At 64.4% G+C, this 26,667-nt stretch carries 25 protein-coding genes; 6 read left to right on the top strand and 19 right to left on the bottom strand.

What is annotated here, in order from left to right; translation table 11 throughout:
- Positions 1-3: 3 nt before the first annotated feature.
- Positions 4-762, bottom strand: coding sequence for an SDR family NAD(P)-dependent oxidoreductase (locus tag AC0L21_RS03460; RefSeq protein WP_473258104.1), 759 nt, complete (start codon positions 760-762; stop codon positions 4-6).
- 164 nt (positions 763-926) lie between these two features.
- Here AC0L21_RS03460 and AC0L21_RS03455 point away from each other — a divergent pair, with 164 nt between their 5' ends.
- Genes AC0L21_RS03455 through AC0L21_RS03430 form a run of 6 tightly spaced genes read left to right on the top strand, consistent with a single transcriptional unit; the run spans position 927 to position 6,792 of the window.
- Positions 927-2,186 carry an extracellular solute-binding protein gene (locus AC0L21_RS03455; RefSeq protein ID WP_473258102.1) on the top strand — a complete coding sequence of 420 codons (1,260 nt, stop codon included), beginning with the start codon at positions 927-929 and terminating at the stop codon, positions 2,184-2,186.
- Between the two features lie 2 nt (positions 2,187-2,188).
- Positions 2,189-3,130 (top strand): carbohydrate ABC transporter permease, encoded by a 942-nt coding sequence (locus tag AC0L21_RS03450; protein ID WP_473258384.1) that lies wholly within the window; start codon positions 2,189-2,191, stop codon positions 3,128-3,130.
- Positions 3,123-3,971 (top strand): carbohydrate ABC transporter permease, encoded by an 849-nt coding sequence (locus AC0L21_RS03445; RefSeq protein ID WP_473258100.1) that lies wholly within the window; start codon positions 3,123-3,125, stop codon positions 3,969-3,971. Before AC0L21_RS03450 ends, AC0L21_RS03445 begins: the two co-directional genes overlap by 8 nt.
- Positions 3,972-3,993: 22 nt before the next feature.
- Positions 3,994-5,091 (top strand): Gfo/Idh/MocA family protein, encoded by a 1,098-nt coding sequence (locus AC0L21_RS03440; RefSeq protein WP_473258098.1) that lies wholly within the window; start codon positions 3,994-3,996, stop codon positions 5,089-5,091.
- 10 nt (positions 5,092-5,101) lie between these two features.
- Positions 5,102-5,746 carry a ThuA domain-containing protein gene (locus tag AC0L21_RS03435; protein WP_473258096.1) on the top strand — a complete coding sequence of 215 codons (645 nt, stop codon included), beginning with the start codon at positions 5,102-5,104 and terminating at the stop codon, positions 5,744-5,746.
- Positions 5,743-6,792, top strand: a complete 1,050-nt coding sequence (locus AC0L21_RS03430; protein ID WP_473258094.1) for a LacI family DNA-binding transcriptional regulator — start codon at positions 5,743-5,745, stop codon at positions 6,790-6,792. Before AC0L21_RS03435 ends, AC0L21_RS03430 begins: the two co-directional genes overlap by 4 nt.
- A gap of 23 nt (positions 6,793-6,815) precedes the next feature.
- Here AC0L21_RS03430 and AC0L21_RS03425 read toward each other — a convergent pair whose 3' ends face one another.
- From AC0L21_RS03425 to AC0L21_RS03340, 18 genes are read right to left on the bottom strand one after another with little or no spacing between them, the layout of a single operon-like run.
- Entirely contained in the window at positions 6,816-7,442 is a 627-nt protein-coding gene (locus tag AC0L21_RS03425; protein WP_473258092.1) for an FMN-dependent NADH-azoreductase, read from the bottom strand.
- 3 nt (positions 7,443-7,445) lie between these two features.
- Entirely contained in the window at positions 7,446-9,014 is a 1,569-nt protein-coding gene (locus tag AC0L21_RS03420; RefSeq protein WP_473258090.1) for an isochorismatase family protein, read from the bottom strand.
- A gap of 18 nt (positions 9,015-9,032) precedes the next feature.
- Positions 9,033-9,881, bottom strand: a complete 849-nt coding sequence (locus AC0L21_RS03415) for an MBL fold metallo-hydrolase (protein ID WP_027569306.1) — start codon at positions 9,879-9,881, stop codon at positions 9,033-9,035.
- Positions 9,882-9,922: 41 nt separating this feature from the next.
- Positions 9,923-10,807 (bottom strand): amidohydrolase family protein, encoded by an 885-nt coding sequence (locus tag AC0L21_RS03410; protein ID WP_473258088.1) that lies wholly within the window; start codon positions 10,805-10,807, stop codon positions 9,923-9,925.
- Positions 10,804-11,925, bottom strand: coding sequence for a vWA domain-containing protein (locus tag AC0L21_RS03405; RefSeq protein WP_473258086.1), 1,122 nt, complete (start codon positions 11,923-11,925; stop codon positions 10,804-10,806). Before AC0L21_RS03405 ends, AC0L21_RS03410 begins: the two co-directional genes overlap by 4 nt.
- Positions 11,922-12,803 carry an AAA family ATPase gene (locus tag AC0L21_RS03400; RefSeq protein WP_473258084.1) on the bottom strand — a complete coding sequence of 294 codons (882 nt, stop codon included), beginning with the start codon at positions 12,801-12,803 and terminating at the stop codon, positions 11,922-11,924. Before AC0L21_RS03400 ends, AC0L21_RS03405 begins: the two co-directional genes overlap by 4 nt.
- A gap of 7 nt (positions 12,804-12,810) precedes the next feature.
- On the bottom strand, positions 12,811-13,833 hold the full coding sequence (locus tag AC0L21_RS03395; RefSeq protein ID WP_007593027.1) for a xanthine dehydrogenase family protein molybdopterin-binding subunit: 1,023 nt from the start codon (positions 13,831-13,833) through the stop codon (positions 12,811-12,813).
- Between the two features lies 1 nt (position 13,834).
- Positions 13,835-15,430: a xanthine dehydrogenase family protein molybdopterin-binding subunit gene (locus AC0L21_RS03390; RefSeq protein WP_473258081.1), complete on the bottom strand. Its 1,596-nt coding sequence runs from the start codon at positions 15,428-15,430 to the stop codon at positions 13,835-13,837.
- An 11-nt stretch (positions 15,431-15,441) separates the two neighbouring features.
- Positions 15,442-15,918 carry a (2Fe-2S)-binding protein gene (locus AC0L21_RS03385; RefSeq protein ID WP_473258078.1) on the bottom strand — a complete coding sequence of 159 codons (477 nt, stop codon included), beginning with the start codon at positions 15,916-15,918 and terminating at the stop codon, positions 15,442-15,444.
- 5 nt (positions 15,919-15,923) lie between these two features.
- On the bottom strand, positions 15,924-16,742 hold the full coding sequence (locus AC0L21_RS03380; RefSeq protein WP_473258076.1) for an FAD binding domain-containing protein: 819 nt from the start codon (positions 16,740-16,742) through the stop codon (positions 15,924-15,926).
- A complete protein-coding gene (locus AC0L21_RS03375; protein WP_473258074.1) occupies positions 16,739-17,188 on the bottom strand; it encodes an SRPBCC family protein in 450 nt (149 codons plus the stop codon). The genes AC0L21_RS03380 and AC0L21_RS03375 overlap by 4 nt, the downstream gene beginning before the upstream one ends.
- Positions 17,189-17,193: 5 nt before the next feature.
- Positions 17,194-17,631: an SRPBCC family protein gene (locus AC0L21_RS03370; RefSeq protein ID WP_007593021.1), complete on the bottom strand. Its 438-nt coding sequence runs from the start codon at positions 17,629-17,631 to the stop codon at positions 17,194-17,196.
- Between the two features lie 9 nt (positions 17,632-17,640).
- Positions 17,641-20,544 (bottom strand): flotillin family protein, encoded by a 2,904-nt coding sequence (locus AC0L21_RS03365; RefSeq protein WP_473258070.1) that lies wholly within the window; start codon positions 20,542-20,544, stop codon positions 17,641-17,643.
- A gap of 25 nt (positions 20,545-20,569) precedes the next feature.
- Positions 20,570-21,403, bottom strand: coding sequence for a phosphoenolpyruvate hydrolase family protein (locus AC0L21_RS03360; RefSeq protein ID WP_473258068.1), 834 nt, complete (start codon positions 21,401-21,403; stop codon positions 20,570-20,572).
- Between the two features lie 3 nt (positions 21,404-21,406).
- Positions 21,407-23,620 carry a Tm-1-like ATP-binding domain-containing protein gene (locus tag AC0L21_RS03355; protein ID WP_473258065.1) on the bottom strand — a complete coding sequence of 738 codons (2,214 nt, stop codon included), beginning with the start codon at positions 23,618-23,620 and terminating at the stop codon, positions 21,407-21,409.
- On the bottom strand, positions 23,613-24,395 hold the full coding sequence (locus tag AC0L21_RS03350; RefSeq protein WP_007593014.1) for an ABC transporter ATP-binding protein: 783 nt from the start codon (positions 24,393-24,395) through the stop codon (positions 23,613-23,615). The genes AC0L21_RS03355 and AC0L21_RS03350 overlap by 8 nt, the downstream gene beginning before the upstream one ends.
- Positions 24,388-25,509: a branched-chain amino acid ABC transporter permease gene (locus AC0L21_RS03345; RefSeq protein ID WP_473258063.1), complete on the bottom strand. Its 1,122-nt coding sequence runs from the start codon at positions 25,507-25,509 to the stop codon at positions 24,388-24,390. Before AC0L21_RS03345 ends, AC0L21_RS03350 begins: the two co-directional genes overlap by 8 nt.
- A gap of 1 nt (position 25,510) precedes the next feature.
- Positions 25,511-26,521 (bottom strand): branched-chain amino acid ABC transporter permease, encoded by a 1,011-nt coding sequence (locus tag AC0L21_RS03340; RefSeq protein WP_473258061.1) that lies wholly within the window; start codon positions 26,519-26,521, stop codon positions 25,511-25,513.
- Between the last annotated feature and the right edge of the window lie 146 nt (positions 26,522-26,667).

Below are 26,667 nucleotides of genomic sequence, written 5' to 3'. Positions count from 1 at the left end.
GCCTCAGACCCAGCCGCCATCGACGATGTAGTGCTGGGCTGTGCAGGCGGAAGCCTCGTCGGAAGCGAGGAAGACGGTGAACTTCGCGACCTCGTTCGGCATGAGCTTGCGCTTCAGGCATTGTCGCTGCATCAGTTCGACCTCGCCCTCCGGCGTCATCCATTTATCGAGCTGGCGCTCGGTCATGATCCATCCCGGCGCTATCGCGTTCACGCGGATGTTGTAGGCACCGTAATCGCGCGCCAGAGAGCGTGTGAGACCGATCACGCCCGATTTGCTGGCGGTGTAGGCGGCCATGCCGCCTTGTCCGGCGATCCACGATACCGAGCCGAAATTGATGATAGCGCCGGCGTTCGCCGCCTTCATGTCCGGCAACACGGCCTGCGCAGCAAAGAACTGGTGCTTCAAGTTGACCGCGATGCGGTCGTCCCAATATTCCGGAGTCATTTCCTCGGTGCTGTGCCGCTCGTCATGCGCGGCATTGTTGACGAGGATGTTGATCGCGCCGCGCGCGCTGCGCGCCTCCGCGACACCGGCACGTAGCGCGGCGATATCGGTCAAATCGACACGCATAAAACGCGCGCTAAGACCTTGATCCGATAGCTCGCGTGCCAGGGATTGGCCCTCGTCAACTTTGATGTCGAAGAACACGACATTGGATTTCTGCTGGGCGAAGCGCCGCACGATCGCAGCGCCAATTCCGGATGCGCCTCCGGTGACGAGAACGACCTTGCCGGCGAGGTCGGAATAAACGGCAGCCATGGATATCCCTCGATTTGCGTTGGGGCAGCGCGAGGCGCCGCCCGACTCTCCCGCGCAACTTAGCGATCTCCTTCGTGAGGTGCATAGATCAGAATTTCAGTTGCGTACCTCAAAAATCGAAGGCAGGATTGCACCAAAGAATAAAAGCCGCTGGGAGGAATGTGATGAGACTGCTCGGGAAACTGGGACTGGCTGTTGTCGCATGCCTGTTCGGAGCGAAATTGGCTGCGGCCGATACGACGGTGAAATGGCTTCACATCGAGGCCAACCCGGCCCAGGTCAAAATCTGGGAGGAGGTTGCGCGCGCCTATGAGGGGTCGCATCCGGGCGTCAAAGTCGAGATGCAGTTCCTCGAGAACGAGGCTTACAAGGCCAAGCTGCCGACCATCCTGCAATCCAAAGACCGGCCCAACATCATCTACAGCTGGGCCGGCGGTGTCCTGAAGACGCAGATCGAGGCCGGCGTGCTCGACGACATCACCGATTCTGTGAAGGGTTACAGCGACAGTCTCACACCCGCGGCGCTTGTCGCCTTCACCAGCAACGGCCGGGTTTATGGTCTGCCCACGGCGCTCTCGCAGGTCGGCTTCCTCTGCAACAAGGAGCTGATGGCCAAGGCGAAGGTCGATCCTGCCGGGATCAAGAGTTGGGACGATCTGCTTGCTGCCGTGAAGACGCTGAAATCCGCTGGCGTGACCCCGATCGTGGTCGGCGGCGCTGACAAATGGCCGCTGCACTTCTACTGGACGCATCTTGCGGTGCGCATCGGCGGCAAGGCGGCGTTCGATGCGGCGTTGCGTGGCGAGAACGGCGGCTTCGCCGGGGAAACCTTCCAGAAATCCGGCGAGCTGTTCAAGCAACTCGTGGATCTCCAGCCGTTCCAGAATGGCTTCCTGGGTTTCAAGAACCCGCAGGCGGTCGGTTATTTCGGCGACGGCAAGGCGGCGATGACGCTCGCGATCAGCACGGTCTATCATCTGCAGCGCGCGCTCGCCGCGGACAAGGTCGGATTGACCGAAGACAAGATGTGCTGGTTCGATTTTCCGGTCGTGACCGGCGGCAAGGGCGCGCCGACCGATACGCTCGGCGGCATCACCGGTTGGCTGGTTACGAAGGGCTCGCCGAAGGAGGCTGTCGATTTCCTGAAATACTTCGTCTCCAAGGAGGTGCAGACGCGGCTTGCCGCCGGAAACTTCATTATCCCGGTGGTGCAGGGCGCGGACGTTGGCCTCAACAACGCCTTCATGAAGCTGATCGCAGCCAATCTGGCGAAGTCGAACTACCACCAGAACTTCTATGACCAGAGCCTGGGTCCGTCGGTCGGCCGCGTAGTCAACGACGTCACCGCCGAGATCGCCGGCGGCAGCATGAGCCCGCAAGAGGCTGCCAAGGCGATCGAGGCGGCGTGGAAGCAGGGCAACTGAGGGTGGCGCGGCGGACCGCGAGCGTGTCGGCGATTGGTGCTGCTGGCGAGATGCTGCCCCAGGTCACGGTTCGTGGTCCGAGTTGGGACGGCAGGCTCACGGTGCTCATCCTGTTCCTGCCACCGGCGCTGCTATTGTTCACGTTGTTCGTTGTGTTGCCGATCGGCGAAGCAGCCTGGTATTCGGGCTTCAATTGGAATGGGTTCGGCAGGCCGACCAACTGGATTGGCTTGGACAATTACCGCTTCGTGCTGGAGACCCGCGCCTTCTGGCTCGCGCTGCGGAACAACGGGCTGATCATCGCTGTTTCGCTCGCCGTCCAGCTGCCGCTTGCGCTCACGCTGGCCTTGGTGCTGGCCGAACGCTTTCGCGGGGCCGTGGCGCTGCGCATGCTGTTCTTCATGCCCTATATCCTGGCGGAGATCGCGACCGGACTGATCTTCAGCTTCGTCTATGATGGCGACTACGGCCTTGTGGCCTCGATCTGGCGTACCTTCGGCGCCGAGCCTCCGCATCTACTGGCCTCGACGGATACGGCGATGCCGGCGGTGTTGATCGTAATCGTCTGGAAGTACTTTGGCTTCCACATGATGCTATTCATCGCAGCGCTCCAGAGCCTCGACAAGAGCCTGGTCGAGGCGGCACGCATCGACGGCGCGACCCGATCGCAAGCCTTGCGACATGTGGTCATTCCATTGCTCTATCCAACCATAAGGCTCTCCGTGTTCTTCGCCATCGTCGGCTCGCTGCAGCTGTTCGATCTCGTCATGCCGCTGACGCGCGGGGGGCCAGCGGACTCCTCGAACACGATGGTGAGCTTTCTCTACAACAACGGCATATCGCGCATGCGGGTCGGCTACGGCAGCGCCATCGGCGTCATCCTGTTTGCGATCTGCGTGACCTTTGCTTTCACGTACAAGCGATGGTTCATGCGCGATGAGTAACGCCAAGGCCACCCGCGCGCCGTTCGATCCCTCGATGCTGTTCAAGATCGTGTTCCTCGCCGTCGTTGCCACTATCGTCATGGTGCCGCTGCTCGCGACCTTGTTTGGTGGCTTCAAATCGCTCGGCGAACTGCGCGTCAATCCGTTCGGCCTGCCACGTCACTGGGAGTGGCAGAACTATGCTGACATCCTGTTCTCGGCACGTTACTGGCAGCTCTTGCGCAACTCGCTGATCATCTCGACCCTCACGGTCGCCCTGACCCTGATCGTCGCTTCGATGGCGGCGTTCACCTTCGCCCATATCAGGTTCTACGGCAGCTCGATGCTGCTGAGCTATCTGACGCTGGGCCTGCTGTTTCCCGCCGCGACAGCGGTGCTGCCGCTCTTCATCAAAGTGCGCGATTTCGGATTGCTCGACACATATTTTGGCGTTGCCCTGCCTCAGGCGGCCTTCAGTCTTGCGATGAGCGTGCTGCTGCTGCGGCGTTTCTTCAAGGACATCCCGTACGAACTGCTGGAGGCCGCGCTGGTCGACGGCTGCAGCTATGTCAAATTCTTCCGCTATGTGACCTTGCCTTTGTCCCGGCCGATCCTGGCGACCGTCGGTACCATCACCTTCGTTAACAGCTGGAACGCCTATCTGCTGCCGCTGGTGATGCTCAACACCGACGCGCTCTATCCCTGGCCGCTCGGTATCATGGTTTATCAGGGCGAGTATTCGTCCGAGTGGCATCTGATCCTGGCCTTCATCACGTTGACCATCTTGCCGACGATCATTCTCTTCCTCCTGGCGCAGAAACACATCGTCGCGGGCCTCACCGCCGGTGCTGTCAAGGGATGAGCGGTACCTCACGGAGATCACAATGAGAAAAGTCGGCATCGGCATCATCGGTTGCGGCAATATCAGCACCGCTTATCTGAAGGCAGCCCAGCGCTTCGCGGTCATGGAAATCAAGGCGCTCGCCGACATGCGCAGCGACGTCGCGGAGCGGCAAGGTGCCGCCTTCCGGCTGCCGGCGATGCGGGTTGATCAGCTGCTCAAGCGAGACGACGTCGAGATCGTGATCAATCTGACTGTGCCACTCGCCCACACCGACGTCAGCCTCGCAGTGCTGAACGCCGGCAAGCACGTTCATTCCGAGAAGCCGCTCGGCATCAACGTCACGGAAGCCCGCAAGGTGATGGACCTCGCCGCGCAAAAGGGTCTTCGCGTTGGTTGCGCACCCGATACGTTCCTTGGCGGCGGGCACCAGACCGCGCGCAAGCTGATCGACGATGGCGCGATCGGCACGCCCGTGGCCGGTAGCGCGTTCTTCGGCTGCCCCGGCCACGAGCGCTGGCATCCGGCGCCGGGTTTCTATTATTTGCGCGGCGGCGGGCCTATGCTTGACATGGGCCCGTACTACATCACCGATCTCGTGCAGTTGCTCGGCCCCGTGGCGAGCGTGATGGGCTCGACCGCGCGTCCGAAATCCGAGCGGCTGGTCACCAGTCAGCCGATGAACGGGACGTTGATCCCGGTCGAAGTTGCGACCCATATCGCCGGCACGCTCGAATTTGAGAGCGGGGCGGTCGTCTCGATCGCAATGAGCTTTGATGTGCCGAAGCACCGCCATGCGCCGATCGAGATCTATGGCGACAAGGGCAGCATGCTGGTGCCGGACCCGAACCGCTTCGGCGGCGAAGTACAGGTGGCCAAGACCGGCGGCGAATGGGAGCCGGTGCCGCTGACCCACGGTCATGTCGATGGCGAGTTCCGTTCCATCGGTGTCGCCGACATGGCCTCCGCGATCCTGAACAACCGGCCGCATCGTGCCAGCGGCGCGTTCGCTTTCCACGTGCTGGAGGTGATGGAGGCGTTCCAGGTCTCTGCCGACGAAGGCCGGCGCGTCAAGATCGAGAGCCGCGTCGAGCGGCCGGCGATGCTGCCGGCCGGGCGTGAAACCGGACAGATCGACTGAGGGAATGACCATGCGCAAGGCAATGATTGTATGGGGCGGTTGGCCGGGGCACGATCCCGATCTCTGTGCTTCGATGATCCGTGGTTGGCTGAAGGCGGAAGGCTTCGAGGTGCGGACCGAAACCACCACCGCCGCGTTCGCCGATCCCGCGATTCACGACCTGTCACTGATCATCCCGATCTACACCATGTCGAAGATCGAGAAGGCGGAAGCGCTCAATCTCTGCGCTGCGGTCCGGAGCGGCGTCGGGCTCGCCGGCCATCATGGCGGCATGGGCGATGCGTTCCGCGATTCCGTCGACTACCATTTCCTGTGCGGCGGACAGTGGGTTGCGCATCCCGGCAACATCATCGACTACAAGGTCGACTTGACGAAGCCGGATGATCCCATCATGAAGGGTCTAGAGAGTTTCGAGCATCGTTCCGAGCAGTACTACATGCATGTCGACCCCGCCAACGAGGTGTTGGCGACCACGACCTTCACTGGCGAGCACGCGCCCTGGATCGAGGGCGTGGTGATGCCCGTGGTCTGGAAGAAGCGATACGGCGCGGGCAGGGTGTTCTACTCCTCCCTCGGCCACCGCGCTTACGAGCTCGACGTACCGGAGATCCGGACGTTGATGACCCGCGGCATGCTGTGGGCGGCGCGCGAATGACAGCCGTTGCGACCCAGTCGGTGGTGCGCGCTACGCTCGAGGACGTCGCACGCACGGCGGGTGTTTCGCTCGCCACCGTCGACCGCGTCGTCAACCGACGCGAGGGCGTGCGCGCCAAGACCGTGGCGCGGGTCGAGGCCGCGGTGGTAAAACTCGGCTATCGAGCCGACGTCGCGGCCGCTCGGCTTGCCCGGGGGCAGACGTTCCGCTTTGCCTTCGTGCTGCCGACCGGTAGCAACAGCTTCATGAGCAACCTGACCGAGCAGGTCCAGCGCACCGCGGACTGGCTCGCCGGCCAGCGCGGCTTCATTGATATACTCCGTGTTGACGTGTTCGATCCGGACGTACTCGCCGCCGCGCTGGAAAGTCTCTCGCCCGCCTATCAGGGCGTCGCCGTGATCGCGCTCGACCATCCCAGGGTGCGCGCGGCGATCGACGAACTCACCGCGCGCGGGGTCGCTGTGGTGACCCTTGTGTCGGACGCGCCGAGCTCGCGCCGGCTGCACTATGTCGGCATCGACAACCCGGCGGCAGGCCGCACCGCTGCAACGCTGATGGGACGGTTCCTCACTGGTCGCGAGGGGACGGTGGCCGTGATCGCAGGATCGTTGTCGCTGCGCGATCACACCGAGCGGCAATTCGGTTTCCACCAAATCCTGTCCAGCGAGTATCCGAACCTGCTCGCGCTGCCGGTGATCGAGGGCCGCGACGACAGCGAGCGCACCCGGGAGCTCACTGCGGCACTGCTCGCGCGCCATGCCGATCTGCGCGGCATATACTGCTGTGGTGCCGGGAACCGTGGGATCGCCGACGCGCTCGAGGCCTCGGGACGCGCGCGCGAGGTGGTCTGGATTGCCCATGAGCTGACTCAATACACACGGCGTTTCCTGGTCCGCGGCGCGCTCGATGCGATCATCAACCAGGATCCCGGCCACGAGGCACGGTCTGCGGCGCGAGTCCTGCTCGCGCATTGTTCGGGTGAGCCCATCAGCCCCGACCAGGAGCGCATTCGTATCGATATTTTTCTGCGGGACAATCTGCCGTAACTTCGAGTCGCTTGCGGAGTGCATCAGAAGCTCGCGGCCATTGCTGCCAGGCGTTGATGGGCTCGTTCGCGGGCCGCCTCAATGGGCTCTGGCGGTCCGGTGGTTGGTCCGATTGGAATGAACCGGACATTGTTGATACCGACAAAACGCAAAATTTCGCGCAGGTAAGGCGTTGCCATGTCGATGCGCCCGCGGTTCATTCCGGTGGCGAAATCGCTGCCACTGGCAATGATGACGATGGTCGGCCGGTCCTTCAGCAGCGGAATATACCCTAGCGAAGGGTCGAACCGAAAGGTGAGCCCGGGCTGGACGATGACGTCGAACCATTGCTTGAGCTTATAGGGAATGCCGAAGTTCCACATCGGCGTCGAAATCAGCACCCGCTCGGCGAGCGCTAAGCGCACCGCCATCCGCTCGGCTTCCGCGAAGCTGTCCCGCTGCGCGTCGTTGAAGGCTTGCGCCTTCATCCGTGCATATTTGGCTTCGACAATCGGGCCTGAAAATTCCGGCAGGCGCTCGCGCCAGAGATCCATGACGTCCACGTCCCAATCGGGCCGGGCTCGGCGAAAGCCATCGAGGAAAACGCGTGCGCCGGCGCTCGACCAGGAGTCGTCGCGGGGCGAGCAGGACAGGTGCAGGAGCTTCGCCACCGCTCATCCCAGCGCTTTGATGACCGCATCGGCCTTGGTCACGACGGCGACGTTCTGCATGGCGAAGTTGATCGACGCAGCGTGCCAATCGGCATTCATGGTCGAGCAGCAATCCTCGGGAACGATCATGAAGTAGCCCTTGTCGGCACCCGTCCGCGCCGTGTGCTCGACCGACATGTTGGTCCATGCGCCGGTGTTGATGATCATGTCGCGGCCGGTGGCTCTCAGGATCGTTTCGAGCCTCGTGCCTTCCCAGGCGCTCATTCGCACCTTCTCGACCACGAAGTCGCCGGGCCGTGGTTCCAGACCTGATACCGGTGCCGCGCCCCAGCTTCCGCGCACCATCGCCTTGCTGTCGACGAGACCCTCGAACAGCGGCGAATTCAGCGTCACGCCGGGCGCGCCGGGCTCGACGACGAACCAGACATGAATGATAGCGACGCCGTGCGCGCGCGCAGTCTCGGCCAGGCGGCGGACATTCTCGATGACATGCTGCTCGCGCGCATGCCCGGGCGCGCCGGAATCGGCGAATGCGCCCCCGTCCATGATGACGTCGTTCTGGAGATCCTGGATGATCATGGCACAGCGTCGCGGGTCGATCTGCATCTCGGCAACGACGGGTGCAGCGGAAGCAGAGCCGGCGGCCGCTGTGCCGCCGCCTCGCTTGCCGCTCATATAGGGCTCGTGGTGCGGTCCGACCTTGGTGGGGATGGCATAGACCGAGTGCGTCGAAGTCAGGTACAGCGTGCGGAAATCCGGCCCGCCCCAGGTAAGATTGGCGACGAGTTCGGGCAGGCGGAGCTTGCCGAGCAGCTCGCTCCGCGGCGAATAGACCCAGACCCCGCCGGGTGCCGTGACCCAGACGTTGCCGTGCTGGTCGCACTTCATGCCGTCGGGCAGGCCGGGCTCGAGCTCAGAGCGGATGCCGCTCGCGAACACCCGCGCGGTCGACAGAGACCCGTCGGAATTGACATCGAACACGCGGATCAATGCCTGCACGGTGTCGTTGACATAGAGCAGCCTCTCGTCCGGCGAGAAGCACAGCCCGTTCGGCTGGTCGAACAGATTGCGGTCCACGACGAGCTTCGGCTCGGCGCCGGGCAGGACTCGATAGACGCCCTGGAAACCGAGCTGCCTTGGCCGCTCGACGCCATAGACCGGCATCCGGCCATACCAGGGATCCGAGAAATAGATCGCCCCGGAGGAGTGCACGCAGACGTCATTGGGGCTGTTGAGCTCCTGTCCCCCAAAGTGCGAGGCCAGCACCTCGCGCCGCCCATCCGGCCGCTCGCGGATCAACGACGATGTCGCGTGCTCGCAAACGATTAAATTGAGCTCGGCGTCATAGGTCATGCCGTTGCATTTGTTCGAGGGACGCTTGACCTCGGCGACGCCGCGCCGCGCATCCCAGCGCCGGCGTACGTCGCCCGGCATGTCGGAGAACAGCAGATAATGATCGACTGGATGCCAGATCGGTCCCTCCGTGAAATCAAAACCGGTGCCGACTTGGGCGAGCGGTGCGTAGGGGTCGATCAGGGTCTCGAATTCGGAACGCAAGGTGACGTGCGTCATCGGTCGATCCTCTGGCGTCTAGGCCGGAAACCAGTTGCGCTGGGGCAGGGATTGCACGATCGGTCCAGGGACCTGGTCGTGCAGCCGGCCGACGACGTTGCCGCCTTCGATCTTGGCGGGTCGGTCGTGGACTGGCAGCAGATAGCGCGAATTGCTGAGCAGCTTCTTGATGGCAGCCTTCTCGGCGCGCTTGGTGGTGCCGTGGTTGCCGGTGGTGCGTGGCTCCCAGTCGTGGATCTCGTTGAAGGGCGTCACGATCTGGTCGTTGAAATCGTAGATCACGTCGCCGCAGATGGTGGCGATGCCGTCGGCGGTTTCGACGATGATGTTCATCGAGCCCTCGGTATGCGCATTCGCGGCGTCGCAGTAGACGCCCGGCATCAGCTCGATGGGACCTGTGATCTCGAGGTCGAGAAAGCGCAGCGCACTCTTGGTGTGCAGACGGTCGATCAGATGCTTGATATCCGGCGCCGGATATTGCGGATGCATCAGGCCGGACACGGAATATTCAAGCTCTCGGCGGTTGAGGACGACGGTCGTGTTCATCGGAAACAGATCGTCCTTGCCGGCGTGGTCGATATGCAGATGGGTGTGGCAGACGAAACGCACATCTCCCATCCGCACGCCGTGCCGCGCAAGCTGGTTCTCGATCATGTGCTCGTGATACTGCAGGCCGCGCATGCCCAGCGTTTCCATGATCTGGTTGGAGCGGTAACCGGTGTCTACCACGACCGGATATTTGCCGCCGAGGATCAGGAAGCCGAGGGTGAGGACACGGCGGGTGCGGCCGCAGTCGTGGCCGAGAACCAGAAAACTCGATTCCAGCTCGATATCGCCGTAGTCCAGGATCTTGATCTCCAGCGGCATTCCGTCCCTCCCAGTGTCTGTTTTCGTTCGTTTCCTCAGGCTCAGAGCCGATAGACGCGCATGGCGGTGGTTCTGAAAACGGCTTCGCGCTGATCATCTCGTAGCGGCGCCGCTGCGGCACGGAACGCATCGATCAGCTCGCGATAGCTGGTCCACAATTTCTCGATTGGGAAATTCGAGCCGAACAGGCAGCGTTCAGCGCCGAAGATCGCGATCGTATCGACCAGGACGGATGCGATATGCGCGGCCTCGTTGCGGTGGATGAAGGTTCCGAGCCCCGACAGTTTCGAAACGACGTTCGGGCAGGCTGCGAGGCGGGCCATCCCGGCGCGCCACGCGGCGCGGCCTGAGGGTGAAAGGTCCTCCAGCATGCCGGCGTGCTGCAGGATAAAGGTCACCTTGGGGCAGGCTTCCGCAAGGTGTGCGGCATCCGGCATCTGGGGTGTGAACACCTGAAGGTCAAAGCTCCAGCCATAGCCCGCAAGGCGGGCGATGTTGCGCTGGATCACGGGATCGGTGCAGAGATCCGGCCGCGCGGCAAAGCGATATAGCGGGTTCTTGTGCCAATGCAGTTGCATGCGGACGCCGCGTACGAGGGAATAGCGCTTCAGGCGGTCGAGCTGTGGACGCACGTCGTCCACTGAAAAATCGGCGTAAGCTACGATGGCATGCGGCCAGCCGTGCGCCTCGGCGGTCTGCTGCACCCAAGCCGCCTCGTCCTCGAAGCGGTCATTGGCCCAGTTGGTCTGGACATAGACCGAGCGGGTGACGCCGCTGCCTTCAAGGTCGCGGAGATATTCCTCTATCGGGTAATCGCGCCGGATCGGCTCGTATGGACCGAAGATGCGCGGCTGCATCGGACCCACCAGCCAGGGCAGGTCGGCCTGGCGCCAGATATGATGGTGCCCATCGACGATGTCGGTCACGCAACTCTCCTTTGTCCCAGCGCCAGCACGTGCGCGACGATCGACGCGCTCGATCCTCCATCGACGAGGTCGTCGACGAAGCGTTCGATCGCGACCAGCGCTTCGGTCTGCGGGCGAAAGCCGGGACCAGCCGCGAGCGGCGTCAGCCAGCTCACGCGCCACGCACGGCGCGATAGTTTCGCGACCGCATCGCGCAGCACATCGGGTTCGCCGCGCTCCAGGCCGTCGGAAACGATGATCACGGCAGCGCCCCGCGCGTATCCGCTGAAGCGGGGCACGGCGAGAAAGGCCTGGAGCGCGTCGCCGATCCGGGTGCCGCCGTCCCAGTCGCTGACCGCATAGGCTGCGGCGTTGAGCGCCTGCTCACGGCGTTTGAGACGCAACGGGCGGGTGATGCGGGTCAGCCGCGTGCCGAAGGTGAAGACCTCGACGGTGGGCGCCGCCTGCACTAGCGTGTGCGCGAACTTCATGTTCTCTTCGGTGCGGGTCTTCATCGAGCCGGAGACGTCAATCAGAAGCAACACCTTGCGTGGACGCTGCCGCCGCTTCAAACGTCCCAGCCGGAGGATTTCGCCGTCGCTGCGCACGGAGTCGCGCAGGGTGCGGCGCAAATCCGCGTAGGGACCGCTGCGTGCCCGCATGCGGCGATGGCCGCGCCGCTTCGGCAGGCGCCTGGACGCCTCGCGGGACAGCCGGCGCAGCGCATCGGTGGTCGAGAGCTGCGCAAAGCGGCGCTCGACCAGAGCTTCGGTGCGCGCAGCTGCGAGACCGGACTCGTTGGCCTCGTCCGACAACAGCGGCTCGTCGTTTCCACGGGCCTCCTCCTGCAGCCGAACCGTCTCCTCGTCCTCGCCATCATCGACGCGCTCGATGGCCTCGTTTCCGCGAAAGTGCAGATCGAACAGCCGGTCGAACGTTGCGCGACGCTCCGGTGGAGGGGCCAGTGTCGCGAGGGCTGCCTGCCGAATGTCCTCCAGGCTGCGGGGACCGAGCAACTGGATCGCGGCCAGGAACGAGGTCGTCTGTTCCGGTGCGACGGCAAACCCGTTCGTTCGCAGGAGCCCCACGAACGAGATGAAAACACGCGCAGCGCGCGGCAGTTCGGGTTCGGCGCTCATGCAGAGGCCTCCGCCAGCAGGGCGTCCAGCCGCGGCGAAATGAAGTGCAGATCCTCCTCGTCTTTCAGGGCAACGCCGATCGAGCGCCTGAAGGCATCGGGCCACCGCGCGCCGCCCTTGTGCAACAGCGTGGCGGCCTCAGCCCAGTCGACGGCCTCGGCAATCCCTGGCGCCTTGCTGAGCGGCTCGCGCCGCAGCTTCTCGACGGCCGCGACGACGGCGCGCGCGGTCCCCTCCGCAACGCTGGAGGCCCGCATCATCACGATGCGGGCTTCGCGCTCCGCCGAGGGATAGTCGATCCAGTGATAGACGCAGCGCCTCCGCAACGCTTCATGAAGATCCCGCGTGCGGTTTGAGGTCAGGACGACGACCGGACGCTCCGAGGCACGCACCGTACCGCGCTCCGGGATCGAGATCTGGAAGTCGGACAGAAACTCGAGCAGGAAGGCTTCGAACTCCTGGTCGGCGCGATCGATTTCGTCGATCAGCAGCACAGTTGAGTCAGGCGCGCGGAGCGTCGCCAACATCGGTCGCTCGATCAGAAACGTTTCGCCGTAGATGTCGATGCTCTCATCGCCGGCCTGGCGGATTGCGAGCATCTGGCGCGGATAGTTCCATTCGTAAAGTGCGGCGGATGCGTCGATGCCTTCGTAGCATTGCAGGCGGATCAGGCGGCGGCCGAGGACGGCGGCAATGGCTTTGGCGGCCTCGGTCTTGCCGACGCCCGGCGCGCCCTCCAGCAGCAATGGCTTGCCGAGTGCGAGAGCGAGATAGGCTGCGGTCGCCAGCCCCTCGTCGGCGAGGTAATAGGCCGCCCGAAGCGCCTTCTCCAGTGCTTCGGGGCTATCGATGCCGACGATGTTGCTGCGGACGGCCATCGCGCCCTCAGCGCCGCGCCTGAGGGCGCGCGCCGCCCTCAGCCTTGATCGCGCGCAGCACCTTCTCCGGCGTAATCGGCAGATCGTCGATGCGGACGCCGACGGCGTTGAAGATGGCGTTCGCAACGGCCGGCAATACGGGATTCGCGCACATTTCGCCGGGGCCTTTGGCGCCGAAAGGGCCATCGGGCGCGGGGCGTTCCAACACGGCGATGTCGTGCGGGCAGATGTCGCCAGGACCGGGCATGACATATTCGACGAAGTCGCGAGGGCCGTGGACAGGGTCTGGATAATAGGGTTCAGGCGTCTCGTAGAGCGCGTGACTGACGCCCATCCAGGCGCCGCCGACGAGCTGTTGCTCGACCAGACGCGGGTTGAGCGCACGGCCGAGCTCATAGGCAGAGTCCATGCGGATCATCGTGACCTCGCCGGTCTCGTCGTCGACCTCGACCTCGGCGACGAGACAGGCATGGGCATAGCAGGTCGCCGGCGACATCTCGCCAGTTTCCGGATCGACGTTCGAGAGCGGCACCAGGAAGATGCCACGGCCCGAGATGGTCTTGCCCTGTTTGAACTGCGCCGCGATGGCGACGTCCTTGGTGGAGATCGAGCGGTGCGGCGCACCCTTGACGTGGATGTTGCCCCGTCCGTCGGTTTCGAGATCGGCGGCATTGACCTCGAGTTCCTCTGCGGCCGCCTCCATCATCACGCCGCGCGCCTCGCGCGCCGCCGCCATCACGGCATTGCCGACGCGGTGGGTGCCGCGCGAGGCAAACGAGCCCATGCAATGCGGGCCGGTGTCGGAATCGGCGGTGTCGACATAGACGTCCTCGACGGGTACGCCGAGTGTCTCTGCGCAAATCTGTCGCGTTACCGACTTCATGCCCTGACCGAGGTCGATCGAGGATAGCGCCACGGTGAACTTGCCGCTTGGATTGGAATGAACCAGGGCTTGGCTGGGATCGCCGCCGAGGTTCATGCCGATGGGATAATTGACCGAAGCGATGCCGCGTCCGCGATGTCGGGTCATCTCAACGTCTCCTGGTGCCGAACACGGATGAGAAGCGGCCCGCCCCATGCGCCGGCGATGCCGGCCGCGGTGGCTGCGGCGAGGGCGGAGTCGGTGGTGGGGGCTCGCGCGGTGGTTCCCGTAACCCGGCCGTCGGCAGGCGATCATAGCTCGTGCGCTGCTGCGCCGGCGCAGCTGTCCGCGCTTTGGTATCGGCAGGCGTCCGCGGGATGGCGGCGCGGCTGCCGCCACCGTCCTTGCGGGAGGAGGCGCGCTTGAACTCGTCGCGGATCGGCCATTTGGCTTTCTCCGCTGCGACCTGGACACACTCGATCAGCGCCGTGTTCTTGGCCTCGCGCCGATGCGCCTTCATGTCGCCGTCGCGATAGGCATTGAGGATCCGGAACTCCATCGGATCCATGCCGACGAGATTCGCGAGCTTGTCCATCTGGCACTCGATCGCAAAATCCATTGCCGTGACGCCAAAGCCGCGCATCGCGGTTGCCGGCGTACGGTTGGTGAAGACGCAGTAGACGTCGCCATAAACGTTCGGGATGGTGTAGGGGCCCGGCAGATGGGCTGCGCATTTCACCGCGGCATAGCTCGATAGCCGCGTATATGCGCCGCTGTCGAAATATGCGCGGACCTTTCGCGCGACGACCCGGCCGTCGCGCATCACGCCGTCCTTGATGTAGATGCGCTCGGCGCCGCGCGGCGGGCCGTATTGCATCTCTTCTTCGCGTCCGAACACGTAACGCACGGGACGTCCCGTCAGCATCGCACCCAGGATGCATAAAGGTTCGGTCAGCGTGTCCACCTTGCCGCCAAAGCCGCCGCCGACCGTGCCGCCGATGAAATGGAAGGTGTTGGAGGGGACGTCGAGGATCTTGGCGCAGGTGTCAACCGAGAAGAACAGCGCCTGCGTCGACGTATAGACGACATAGCGGCCGTTGGTGTCGGGCGCTGCGATCGCCCCATTGGTCTCGGTCGGCGCGTGCTCGATAGGCGACATCTGGTAACGCTGTTCGAGCACGTGATCGGCGGTCGCGAGTGCGGCATCGGCGTCACCAAAGCGGAGCTTCTGGTGGTCGTATGCGTCGTGATAAATGAAGGCATTCTTCGGATACGTATCGTTGACGACGGGCGCGCCGGCCTTCAGAGCATCTTCAACGTCGAACACGGTCGGCAGCGGCTCATAGTCGATCCGCACCTTTGCGATTGCCTCGAACGCCTCGCGCTCGCTGTCGGCGACGATGGCCAGGATCGGCTCCCCCTTGTAGCGGACCTTGTTGACAGCCAGCGACGGCTCGTCGTCCCTGCCGAAATTGATCAGGCTCAAAAGTGTGTTGAGGTTACGGGGCACGTCGGAGCCGCGGATGATCCGGCGCACGCCGGCTGAGCGCTCGGCGTCCGCGGTGTCGATCCGTCGGATCCTTGCATGCGAATGGGTCGAGCGGACGACTTTCAGGTGCAGCATGCCCTGGAGCTTGTGGTCGTTGAAATAGCTCGATGTGCCCGTGACATGGCCGAGCATGTCCTGGCGCTGCGTTCCCTTGCCGATCTCGTTGAGATTGTCGTCGCGCTCGTCGGCGAAAATATCCTTGCGCAGTTCCAGCATGAGGTGGTCCTTCAGGCGCTCACCCGGCCGCCGGAGGCGGCGAGGATGGCGTTGATGATCGGCTCGTAACCGGTGCACCGGCAGATGTTGCCGGAGATCGCCTCGACGATCTCGGCGCGGCTCGGGGAGGGATTGCGATCAAGCAGTGCCTTGGCAGCCATCAGCATGCCCGGCGTACAATAGCCGCACTGGGCAGCAAAGTTCTCGGCAAAAGCGTGTTGCAGCGGGTGGAGGTTGCGTCCTTGCTTCAGGCTATCCAGCGTCTCGACGGAGCGGCCGGCGACGGTCTCGGCCAGCGTCAGACAGGAGAGATGGAGCTCGCCGTCGATCAGGACGCTGCACGTGCCGCAGCCGCCCTGGCCGCAGCCGAATTTCGGCGTCATATCGCCGATCAATTCGCGAAGCGCGACGAGCAGGTTGGTGCCGCCATCGACGAAAATGGCGACATCGCTGCCGTTGTGACGAAATTGCAGGGCAGTCTTGGCCATACGATCTATTCCTGATCCAAAAGAAGACGACGCAGGTGTACGCCGACGATCTCGCGGCGATACCAGGCGCTGCCGAGCGCATTGTCGGACGGCGATGTTCCTTCCGCGGCTGCGGAGGCGGCGGCCGCAACGGTCGCGGCATCGAGCGAGCGGCCTTCCAGAGCGCGTTCGGCCGCCCGTGCACGTATTTGCGTCGGCGCCATCGATCCCAATGCAATTCGTGCTCCGGCGATCCGTCCGCCACTGATTGGCAGATGTGCGGCGAGCGTGATGACCGAGCCGCCTTTGGGCTTGATCCGTGCGATCTTGCGGTAGCGGAAAGCCTCCGGGCTTGTTGGTCGTGTGCACGACACCGACAGCACGAGCGTGCCCGCCTGCCTTTCACGCGACTGCAAAAACTCCTCAATTGGAATGTCGCGCGATCCAAAACCGCCTTGCAGAGCCACGGTGGCATCGAGCGCAAGCAGGGCGACGGTGAAATCGCCATAGGGATTGGGCGCGAACAGATTGCCGCCCACCGTACCCATGTTGCGCACCGCCGGGCCACCAATCGAGCGGGCAGGGGCGTGCAGGAAAGCGAGGTCGCGCTCGCCCAGAATCCGGGCGAAAGTTACGCTCGCACCCAGTGTGATCCGCGGGCCGGAGGGGTCGATGCGCGTCAAGGCATGGTCATTTGCGCGCACGACGGTCGAGATCGAGATGTCGCCTTCGTTCAGTGCGCGCATCACCAGCGTGCCGCCGCCGAGATAGCGCGCGTTGCGATCGGACGACAGCGCGGCGGCGGCCTCGCTCGAGCTCGTGAAGGTCTTCACGGTCACAGTCATGTTGACACGGCCTCCTTGAGGTGCCGGCGGATCGCGTCGAATCCCGCCTGGTAGATGTCTTCGGCGACCATGTGGGTGATCCGGTCCTTGTCCTCTGGCCGCGTCGAGAAGCGGGATTCCCAGTGCCAGAAGGTGCGGTCGCCGTCGGTCACGGGCAGCAGGCGGACGTGGGCCACGTAGTTGAACATCGGGACCGGCGTATCGAGCAGGCAATAGCTGAAGGTCTGCTCCAGATCCGACAGCGTCAGCAATTGCTCGCGCAGCTCCGAGCCGTCCTGCAGCTTGAAGCGCCTGACGCAGCCGATCTTGTCTGAGGCCTGCGCACGCTCGATCGTGGAGGTCGCGACCGCCGGATGCCAGCGATCGTGCCCGTTGAAGTCGCGCAGCACGGCCCACACGGAGTCGGTCGGCGCATCCAGGATCGTGCTCTTGACGATATGCGGCACCGCGCTCAGCCTCCGAACTGGCGTTTGAGGGCGTCGAAGCCGCCCTGGAACACGCCGCCGCCGATATTCGCGACGAGTTCCGCCTCCCGCTCGGGTGCGCAGTCGAACTCGGCGGTCCATTCCATGAAGGTCTGGTCGCCGTCCGTGACCGGCGTCAGCCGAAGCGTCGCGACGTAGTCCTCGACCCCCATCGGGGATTCGAGGATCGAGTAGGTGCAAAACATGTCGTAATCGGACAGGCCGAGCAGCTTTTCCCGGATACGATCGCCGTTGCGCAGGCGAAAATCCCTGACGCAGCCGATCTTGTCGGAGGGTTCACCGCCCTCGATGCGGCTTTCCGCGATCGCGGGATGCCAGTTCGGCAGACCGTTGAAGTCGCGTACCCGCGCCCAGACGCGATCGTTGCGCGCGTTGACGACGGTTGAGACGTAGACGCGGGCCATGGTGCGACCTCAGCTCTTCTTCCGAGGGCTGCGCTCGGCGGGCGGCTCGCCGTCGGCCGAAGGCGAGGGCGCAGCGGCTGGCTTCTCGCCACCGCCGCCGCCCTTGCGTGCGGAGTCCTTGATGCCCTGCATGTCGCGAGCCTCCCGGATCAGGCCTGGCATCTTGGCGAGGCTGCCGCCTTCGACGCCGATGTCCGCCAGAAGCGAGTCGATCAGCGGCGCCTGGACGCGGTAGCGCAGCGCCGAGTCGATCACCTCGTCGGTCGCGCTACGGCCGCCATTGCCGCCATGGCCGTTGCCGTTGAGGCCATCGACCTGAAGGATGCGGATGCCCTCGATCTTCTCCATCGGCTTGACGCTCTCGCGGACGATGCCTTCGATGCGGTCGAGCAGCTTTCTACGGAACAGCGAGTACCGCGCCTGGTCGGTTAGCACGTTCTCGGCCTCGTTGAGCATACGCTGGGCTTCGGCCTCGACTGCAGCGCGGATCCGTTCGGCTTCCGCGGCAATTCGCGTTTCCTCGGCCTGTTTCTCGGCGATCAGGATTTCCACGGTCTTGCGACGCTTCGCGATCTCGCTCTCGCGCGCGGTGATGACGCGCTCGGTGGCTTCAGTGGCATGCACCCGCGCCTCCTCGGCCGAGGCTTTGGCCGCGGATTCTTCCAACGACTTGAGGTGGATGGCAATCGCCTTCTCCATGAGAACGGTCTCGACCTCCTTCTCGCGATTAATTTCAAGCTTGCGCAGCTCGCGCTCGCGGCCGATACGGGCCTCGTCGAGGCCGCGATCGGAGGCGATGCGGGAGCGCTCGACCTCTTCGCGCGCGGCGATTTCCGCTTCCTGGAGCGACTGGACGCGAGCGACTTCGAGCTGTTCGATCGAACGGCGGCGTTCGATCCGCGCCGCCTCCAGCGCATGCTCGCGCGAGACATCGGTGGTCTCGACCTCCTTGCGCGCGACAATCTCAGCCTGCCTGACCTGGCGGTCGGCGTCGATGCGCTCGGATTTCTTGGTCGAGAGCGCAATGACGCGGTCCTCATCCGCGATCTCGATCGCCTTCTTGTGCTCGATGTTGAGGACTTCGCGCTTCTTGGAGGACGTGATCCGCTCGACTTCGAGCGCGAGATCGACGCCGATGCGCTGGCGCTCGATGGCGTCGCGTCGCTTCAACTCGGCCGCCTCGAGCACGGCGGTGCGCTCGATCTCGAGCGCGCGTGTGTCACGCTCGGCCTGAATACGCTCGGCTGCAACGGACTTCTCCTGCGCGATCCGGGCGGCTTCGATGGCTTCGCGTGAGGCAATGTCGGCTTCCTCGACGGCGCGGTTGCGGGCGATTTCCAGGGAGCGCACGCGTTCTTGCTGGGTGATGCGGGCAGCTTCCGTGGCTTCGCGCGCCGTGACTTCTGCGACCTCGAGCGTCTGATTGCGTTCGATCTCCAACTGCCGGGTATTCTGCTCGACCGCGATGCGCTCGACGGCGAGCCTGTGCTCGCGGGCGATGCGCGCCGCCTCGACCGCGCGCTGCGCCTCAATTTCGGCTTCCTGGATGTTACGCACCTGCTGGATCTCCAGCGCGCGTGTGCGCTCGTCAGACGCGATGCGCTCGACATTGACGATCATGGTCTGGGCGATGCGGGCCTTCTCGGTCGTCTCGCGGGCAGCGATCTCGGCTTCGTCCACAGCGCGGGTCCGGTCGATCTCGCGGCGCCGGGTCTCCTCTTCGTTGGCGATGCGGGCGTCGGTCACGACGCGGTCTTGCTGGATACGCGCTTTCTCGATCGCCTCGCGGGCGGTGATCTCGGCTTCCTCGATGGTCTGCATCCGCTCGATTTCGCGCTGGCGGACCTCGCGTTCGGAAGCGATGCGGCTGGTGTCGATCGAGCGCTGGTTGGCGATCCGGGTCTTCTCTATCTCCTCGCGTGCGAGCAGCTCCTTCTCCTCGATGGTCCGGGTGCGCTCGATCTCCCGCTGGCGGGTCTCACGCTCCGAGGCGATGCGGGCTTCGGCGATTGCCTGGTCGTTGGCGATTCGCGCCTTCTCGATGGTTTCACGGGCGGAAATCTGCGCCTGCTCGGCTTCGGTCTCGCGCAGGGCCCGCTCGCGTGCGACCTCGGTGCGTTGCAGGGCCCGGCGCATCTCGATGTCACGCTCCTGTTCGAGGCGCGCCGTCTCGCTTTCGCGTTCGATCTCGAGAGCCTGCCGCTCGGCCTCCAGGTTGCGAGAGCGGATCTTGATCATCGAATCCTGCTCGATGTCGTTGCGCAGTTTGCGCTTGGCCTCGATGTCCTCCATCAGGCGGGTCAGACCTTCGGCGTCGAAGCGGTTCGAGGGGTTGAAGAATTCGAGATCGGTCTGGTCGAGATCGGTGATCGCCACTGACTCCAGCTCGAGTCCGTTCTGGGCGAGGGCCTCTGCCGCGTTCGCCTTGAGGCGGGCGACGTACTCACCGCGCTGCTCGTGCATCTGCTCGAGCGTCATCTCCGAGGCAACGGAACGAATGGCGGAGATGAATTTGCCGGCGAGGAGGGCGTGGAGCTGTTCGGGCTCCATGGTACGGCGGCCGAGCGTGGCGGCCGCGATAGACACAGCTTCGCGGGTTGCCTGCACCCGGACATAGAAATCGGCCTCGATGTCGACGCGCATGCGGTCACGGGTGATCACGGCATCCTGGCGGGAGCGAACGATGCCCATCGGCTGCACGTTCATGTTGACGGGCGTGTAGTCGTGGATGAACGGCAGCACGAAGGCGCCGCCGTTGATCACGACGCGCTCGCCGAGCAGGCCGGTCCGAACGAATGAGGTCTCCTTGGACGAGCGGTGATAGAGCCAGTTCACGATGTAGACGCCGACCACGATCACCACGACGGCGACGATCAGCCAGAGGATCAATTCACCGACCAGAGTCCCTGACATGTTTCTCTCCCTCGACCTTTCGGCGTTATCGCGCGCCGATCGCCTTGAATTTGCGAACCTGATCCGTCAGCGCCCGTTCGACCGGCAGCCGTTCCATCGAGGAGGCGCCGTAGAAGCCGTGGCAATTGCGTGTATTCCTCATGATGAAATCGGCATCGTCCGGATCGGAGATCGGTCCACCGTGAGCGAGCACAAGAATGTCCGGATTGACGCCGAGCGCGGCGGAGGCCCAGGTGTCGATGTGCGCCGGGCAATCCGTCAGCTTGAGTGCGGTTTGCGCGCCGATGCTGCCCCCGATCGTCAGGCCCAGATGACAGACGATGATATCCGCGCCCGCGATCGCCATCGCGGCGGCTTCCTTCTCGCTAAAGACGTAGGGCGTCGTCAGCAGGTCCTTCTCGCGCGCCTTTGCGATCATGTCGATCTCGAGCGCATAGGACATGCCGGTCTCTTCGAGATTGGCGCGGAACACGCCGTCGATAAGGCCGACGGTCGGAAAGTTCTGCACGCCGGCGAAGCCGAGCGCTTTCAATTGGTCCAGGAAAAGATCCATATCGCGGAACGGATCCGTGCCGTTGACGCCGGCGAGCACTGGCGTCCTGGTCACGACGGGCAGCACTTCGCCGGCCATCTCCAGCACGATGGCGTTGGCGTCGCCGTAAGCCATCAATCCCGCGAGCGAGCCCCGGCCGGCCATTCGGTAGCGGCCGGAATTGTAGATGACGATGAGGTCGACACCGCCGGCCTCCTCGCATTTTGCCGAAAGGCCGGTGCCGGCGCCGCCGCCGACGATGGGCTCGCCGTGCCTTGCCATGTCGCGGAAGCGCTTCAACAGTGCAGCGCGTTCAAACCGGGCCATCGGTCACCTCGCTAATCTCCGGCGCGCCCCAATGCGGCCGAACAATGTTCGGAACGCGCTGACAAGGGTGGAGGCGAACTCGGGGTCATTGATGTTCTTGGGAACGCGAATGAGCTGACGGTTGGCGGTCTGCCGCACGTTGCGCTCCAGCGTGCGGAACAGCGCCGCATCGGCCTCTGGATCCCAGAACGGCTGTCCGCGCGTGTCGAGCGCGGAGACGCCGCCCTCGGGCAGGAAGAAGCGCACCGGACCGTCCATCCGGTTGAGCCGATCGGCGATCCAGTGCCCCATGCGCTCGTTCTCCTCCGCGGTGGTGCGCATCAGTGTGACCTGCGGGTTGTGGACGTGGAATTTCCTGCCGCGGTAGCGCTCCGGGATGGTCTCGGGGGCGCCGAAATTCACCATGTCCAGCGCGCCCGCCGAGCCGACATAAGGCACTCGGCTGCGGATGATGGCGCCAAAGCGGTCGTCGGTGGCCGGGAACACGCCACTCATCAGGAGGTCCCCGACCTCCGTGGTCGTGAGGTCGATGACGCCTGCGAGCTGCCCGGAATCGACGAGCTTCTCCATTGAGCGCCTGCCGACGCCGGTGGCGTGGAAGACCAGGCACTCGAAATCCTCGCGCAAGTCGGCCGCGATCTTCTGCACCGCCGGCGTGGTCACACCGAACATGGTGATTCCGACCGACGGCAATCCGCTGTCGTCGCGATCCTTCCGTGCGTGCTGATCTAGGCGCGCCTTTACCATGCCGGCCAGCGCGTTGGCGCCGTTGGCCAGCACGGCGCGCGAGATCGAGTTGAGGCCCTGCACGTCGGCGACCGAATGCATCATGGTGATGTCCGCGGGGCCGACATAGGGCCCGACGTCGCCGGAGGCGACGGACGAGACGATGAGCTTCGGCACCCCGACAGGAAGCATCCGCATACCGGGCGCGACCAGCGACGCTGCGCCCGAGCCGCCCGCCGAAATCACGCCGGCAACATTGTTCTGGCGCCGCAACCAGCTGGCGAAGGCCTCGGCCATCGCGGTGACGGCGGCGCCGCGGTCGGGTCCGAATACCGCCGATCCGCCGCGACCATGGTTCAAGGCGATCTCCTGGGCGGAGACGTCGCTGGCCGCGTGCCTGCCGCTGGTCGAGACATCGACCAATCGCGTTCGCAGGCCGGTCCCGGCGATGATGTCGCGGATGAAGCGGAGCTCCGCGCCCTTGGTGTCGAGCGTACCGACGACGAGCACGACCGGAGGGCCCTGCGTTTGGGTGGCAACGGGTTCGCGCCGTCGCCGTGCCGTCTCGTCGAGACGCATCACCTGTGTCGAGAACGTGCGGGCGGCAGCCTCGATGCGGGCGATCGGCATAGGCTGCGACCACCGTGTCGGCGGCGTCGGGTTTGACATGTAGATGCGGATCGCGCCGCCTGGCCGCGTCTGCTGCGGAGGAGGCTTCGCTTCCGTATCCGCCGGTGGCACGTCGAGATCGAGCTCGAGTCCGGCGTGGATTCCGACACCGAGCAGGCGCTGCTGCAGTTCGCGATCGGCGGCAAGCCGCACCGAATCGATGATGCGGTTGACGCGACCGTTGACCATGATCGCGACGTTGCGCGACACGGCGGTCGCCACGCCGATATTCTGCTCGATCACGAGCACGGACATGTCGCCGTCCTCGCCGAGCCGTAGCAGCATCTCCTCCACCTGGGCCACGATGACGGGAGCGAGCCCCTCGGTGGGCTCATCCATGATCAGAAGCCGCGGGTTGGTGAGCAACGCGCGCGAGATCGCAAGCATCTGTTGCTCGCCGCCGGAGAGCTGGCCGCCGCCGTGATCTTTGCGCTCGGCCAACCGCGGAAACGTCTTGTAGATGCGCTCGACCGTCCAGGCGCCGCGGCGCAAGCCGGCGGCAAGCTGCAGATGCTCTTCGACGCTGAGTGATCGCCACAGCCGCCGTCCCTGCGGAACGTAGCCGACGCCGAGTCGGGCTATGTGGGCAGGCGGCTGTCGGGTGATCTCATCCCCGCGGATGCGGATCGAGCCGCCGCTGACCGGCACCAGCCCCATGATGGCCTTGCATAGCGTGGTCTTGCCCATGCCGTTGCGGCCGACAACCGAGAACACGCCGGCCTCGAGCGTCAGATCCACGCCCTGCAGCGCATGCGAATGGCCATAATAGACGTCCAAGCCGCGCACTTCGAGGGCGGCGGCCGTACGGCGGACCTCATTCATGGCCGCCTCCGAGGTAAAGCTCCTGCACTTCGGGATCGGACTCGATCTCCTGCGGACGACCTTCCTTGAAGATCCGCCCGTTGTGCATCATCGTGACGCTCTCGACGACGCGCAGGGCGACGTCCATGTCGTGCTCGATGATGATGTAGCCGATATGCGCGGGCAGGGAGGTCAATATTTCGATCAGCTCGGCGCGCTCGGTCGGCGACAGTCCCGCGGCGGGTTCATCGAACAGGACGAATCGTGGCGCGCCGGCAAGCGCAAGTGCGATCTCGAGCTGGCGCTGCTGGCCATGCGCGAGCTCGGCAACGCGCTGATCCTTCACGCCCGAGAGATGGACGGCCTGCACGAGATTTTCGGCCGCGTGCATCAACGCATCGTTCTGGCCGGGGCGGAGAAACGAGAAGCGCCCACGTGAGACGCCACGGCAGGCGAGATAGACATTGTCCTGGACCGTGAGGCCGGGAAACAGCGCGGAGATCTGGTAAGTCCGGCGCAGGCCGCGGCGGATGCGCTCATAGGGCGGGAAGTGCGTGACGTCCTCGCCGAAGAAGCGGATGGTGCCACTAGAAGGTGGGAAGTCGCCGGTGATGCAGTTGAATAGCGTGGTCTTGCCGGCGCCGTTGGAGCCAAGCACGGCGCGCCGTTCGCCTGGGCGGACGGTAATGGTGATGTCGGTGAGTGCCGCGAGCGCGCCGAACAGACGCGTCACGCCGCGCAGCTCCAGCGCCGCGCCGGCGCCCACCACAGAGAGGCGTTGCGCGACGCTATCCATGGTTGGATCCTTGGTTGGATCCATGGCCAGATTCTCGGCCTGGTCGTCCGCTTGAACTCGCCGCGCTGAAGCGTTGGCGGCGGCGCCAGCTCTGCCAGAGCCCGATCACGCCGTCCGAGGACCAGAACACGATCGCGAGGAAGCCGAGACCGATCAGCAGCCGAAAGCGGTTGCCGTCGAGCCCCAGCTTGACCAGGAAGTCGAGTGCGAACGTGCGCAGCAGCACGAAGATCAGCGCGCCGATAAAGGGTCCGATGGGGCGCGTGATGCCGCCGACGACTGCGATGATGAGGATATCGATGCAGGCCCCGACGCTCACGGATCCCGGCGAAATCTGCCGGTAATTCCAGACCTGGAGTACCCCTGCCAGCGCCGCGACGAAGGACGCGAAGACGTAGGCCGCGACGCGATGCGCATTGACGTTGAAGCCGAGCGCCGCCATGCGGCGGGGATTGTCGCGGACACCTTGCAACGCGAGGCCGAACGGCGCGCGGGAGATGTAGTCGACGGCGAAGTAACACAGCGCGGCTACGGCGAGGACGATATAATAGAAAGGAATGTCGGCGCGCCAGTTGACGCCCCAGAAATGCGGCGTGGCAACAGTATTGATGCCAGTATGGCCGTTGAAAATCGCCCAGTTCTGGTTGGTGAAATAATAAAACGCCGCGCCGATCGCGAGCGTGATCATGATGGTGTAGATGCCCTCGGTGCGCACCGCCAGCGCGCCGCCGAGCGTGCCGAAGATGGTCGCGAGCGCAAGCGCCATCGGGACCGCAAGCCACCACGGCCAGCCCAGGCTGATATTGGCGTTGCCGCTGACGCCAAACACCGCGACCATGTAGGCGGAGAAACCCGCGATGGTGAGCTGCATCAGGCTGACCATGCCGCCATAGCCGGCAAGAAACATCAGACTCAGCGCCATGAGTCCGAGAATCAGCGTGGTCGCAAAGATTTCGATCAGGAAGAAGCCGTTGGCGATCAGCGGCATGATCAGAAGAATGGCCGCGACGGCCCAGGCCGCCGGATTGTCGATCTCCGGCCATCCGCGCAATTTCGAGCGCTGCACCGCAGCGGTGGGACGAACCGGGACGCGGGCGTCGTGAGCGAGGGACATGTCAGCGCCTCGCCAACAGGCCCTGCGGCCGAATTGCCAGCACCAGCACCATGATCAGGAAGGTCACGACGATGGCGTAGGTCGGGATGTAGACCGAGCCGAGCTGCTCGGCGAGGCCGATGATGAGCGCGCCCAGCGCAGCCCCCGGGATCGAGCCCATGCCACCGACGATCACCACGACGAGGGAAGCGAGCAGGAAGCGGATATCCTCGCCGGGCGAGAGCGACTGGAACGTTCCGCCAACGACGCCGGCGATTCCGGCGAGGCCGGCGCCGAGCGCAAACACCACCACGAAAACGAGTTGGATCCGTACCCCGGTCGCAGCCAGGATGTCGCGATCGTCGACGCCGGCGCGGATGATCATGCCGATCCGCGTGCGGTTGAGCGCCAGCCACATCGCCACGCCGATCACGACGGACGCGGCGAAGATCACGAGCCGGACCATGGGATAGCGGAGATAGACCGGCTCGCCTGAGGATTTGACCGCCGTGACCAGCGGCAGCTCCACAGGTCCGATCAGCCAGTTCGGAGTCTGGATCTGATAGAAATCGCCGCCGCAGGCCCAGAGCATCAAATCGGCGAACACGATCGAGAGACCGATCGTCACCATGGTCTGGCGCAGGTCCTGGCCCTCCATGCGGCGGAAGACGAGGACCTGGAGCAGGACGCCGACCAGTGCCGTCAGGATGAAAGCGACGATGAAGCTGAGGACCCATGAGCCGGTCGCGGCGCTGATGGCGTAGCCGACATAGCCGCCGAACAAATAGAGCGAGCCGTGCGCGAGGTTGACGTTGCGCATCAGGCCGAAGATTAGCGTAAAGCCGCTGGCAACGAGGAAATAGAGGCCGCCGAGCGTGATGCCGTTGAAGAGCGCGTTGAGGAAGACCCGCTTGCGGCCGAACGCATCTTCGACGCCCTGCGGCCACACCGCGAAAATCAGCCAGAGTGCTACCGCGATCACGATGATGACGATCAGTGCCCAGGCGGGATGGCGTTCGACAAAGCGGGTCATGATAGCCGCTCCGTCGTCACGTCACCCCATCTGCCACCCCGCAAGCAAGGCGGAGGGGCACGCAGACCGTTGCCGGCCGCAAGCCCTGCCATGAACGTGCGCTCCCTATCGCGCGCGATCCTCTTTTCGGGACCGCGTTTGGCGCA

Source organism: Bradyrhizobium sp. WSM4873, assembly GCF_055811355.1.
The sequence above is the reverse complement of the archived record's forward strand: the minus strand, read 5'-3'. Positions and strand labels throughout refer to the sequence as shown.

Bases quoted from the DNA above. Each gene is read 5' to 3' on its own strand.
- AC0L21_RS03445 (WP_473258100.1), top strand. From the start codon at position 3,123: ATGAGTAACGCCAAGGCCACCCGCGCGCCGTTCGATCCCTCGATGCTG.
- AC0L21_RS03340 (WP_473258061.1), bottom strand. From the start codon at position 26,521: ATGACCCGCTTTGTCGAACGCCATCCCGCCTGGGCACTGATCGTCATC.
- AC0L21_RS03350 (WP_007593014.1), bottom strand. From the start codon at position 24,395: ATGGATAGCGTCGCGCAACGCCTCTCTGTGGTGGGCGCCGGCGCGGCG.
- AC0L21_RS03345 (WP_473258063.1), bottom strand. From the start codon at position 25,509: ATGTCCCTCGCTCACGACGCCCGCGTCCCGGTTCGTCCCACCGCTGCG.
- AC0L21_RS03405 (WP_473258086.1), bottom strand. From the start codon at position 11,925: ATGAGCGCCGAACCCGAACTGCCGCGCGCTGCGCGTGTTTTCATCTCG.
- AC0L21_RS03400 (WP_473258084.1), bottom strand. From the start codon at position 12,803: ATGGCCGTCCGCAGCAACATCGTCGGCATCGATAGCCCCGAAGCACTG.
- AC0L21_RS03415 (WP_027569306.1), bottom strand. From the start codon at position 9,881: ATGCCGCTGGAGATCAAGATCCTGGACTACGGCGATATCGAGCTGGAA.
- AC0L21_RS03370 (WP_007593021.1), bottom strand. From the start codon at position 17,631: ATGGCCCGCGTCTACGTCTCAACCGTCGTCAACGCGCGCAACGATCGC.
- AC0L21_RS03385 (WP_473258078.1), bottom strand. From the start codon at position 15,918: ATGGCCAAGACTGCCCTGCAATTTCGTCACAACGGCAGCGATGTCGCC.
- AC0L21_RS03455 (WP_473258102.1), top strand. From the start codon at position 927: ATGAGACTGCTCGGGAAACTGGGACTGGCTGTTGTCGCATGCCTGTTC.
- AC0L21_RS03440 (WP_473258098.1), top strand. From the start codon at position 3,994: ATGAGAAAAGTCGGCATCGGCATCATCGGTTGCGGCAATATCAGCACC.
- AC0L21_RS03395 (WP_007593027.1), bottom strand. From the start codon at position 13,833: ATGACCCGACATCGCGGACGCGGCATCGCTTCGGTCAATTATCCCATC.
- AC0L21_RS03435 (WP_473258096.1), top strand. From the start codon at position 5,102: ATGCGCAAGGCAATGATTGTATGGGGCGGTTGGCCGGGGCACGATCCC.
- AC0L21_RS03460 (WP_473258104.1), bottom strand. From the start codon at position 762: ATGGCTGCCGTTTATTCCGACCTCGCCGGCAAGGTCGTTCTCGTCACC.
- AC0L21_RS03420 (WP_473258090.1), bottom strand. From the start codon at position 9,014: ATGACGCACGTCACCTTGCGTTCCGAATTCGAGACCCTGATCGACCCC.
- AC0L21_RS03365 (WP_473258070.1), bottom strand. From the start codon at position 20,544: ATGTCAGGGACTCTGGTCGGTGAATTGATCCTCTGGCTGATCGTCGCC.
- AC0L21_RS03355 (WP_473258065.1), bottom strand. From the start codon at position 23,620: ATGAATGAGGTCCGCCGTACGGCCGCCGCCCTCGAAGTGCGCGGCTTG.
- AC0L21_RS03360 (WP_473258068.1), bottom strand. From the start codon at position 21,403: ATGGCCCGGTTTGAACGCGCTGCACTGTTGAAGCGCTTCCGCGACATG.
- AC0L21_RS03380 (WP_473258076.1), bottom strand. From the start codon at position 16,742: ATGACTGTGACCGTGAAGACCTTCACGAGCTCGAGCGAGGCCGCCGCC.
- AC0L21_RS03430 (WP_473258094.1), top strand. From the start codon at position 5,743: ATGACAGCCGTTGCGACCCAGTCGGTGGTGCGCGCTACGCTCGAGGAC.
- AC0L21_RS03390 (WP_473258081.1), bottom strand. From the start codon at position 15,430: ATGCTGGAACTGCGCAAGGATATTTTCGCCGACGAGCGCGACGACAAT.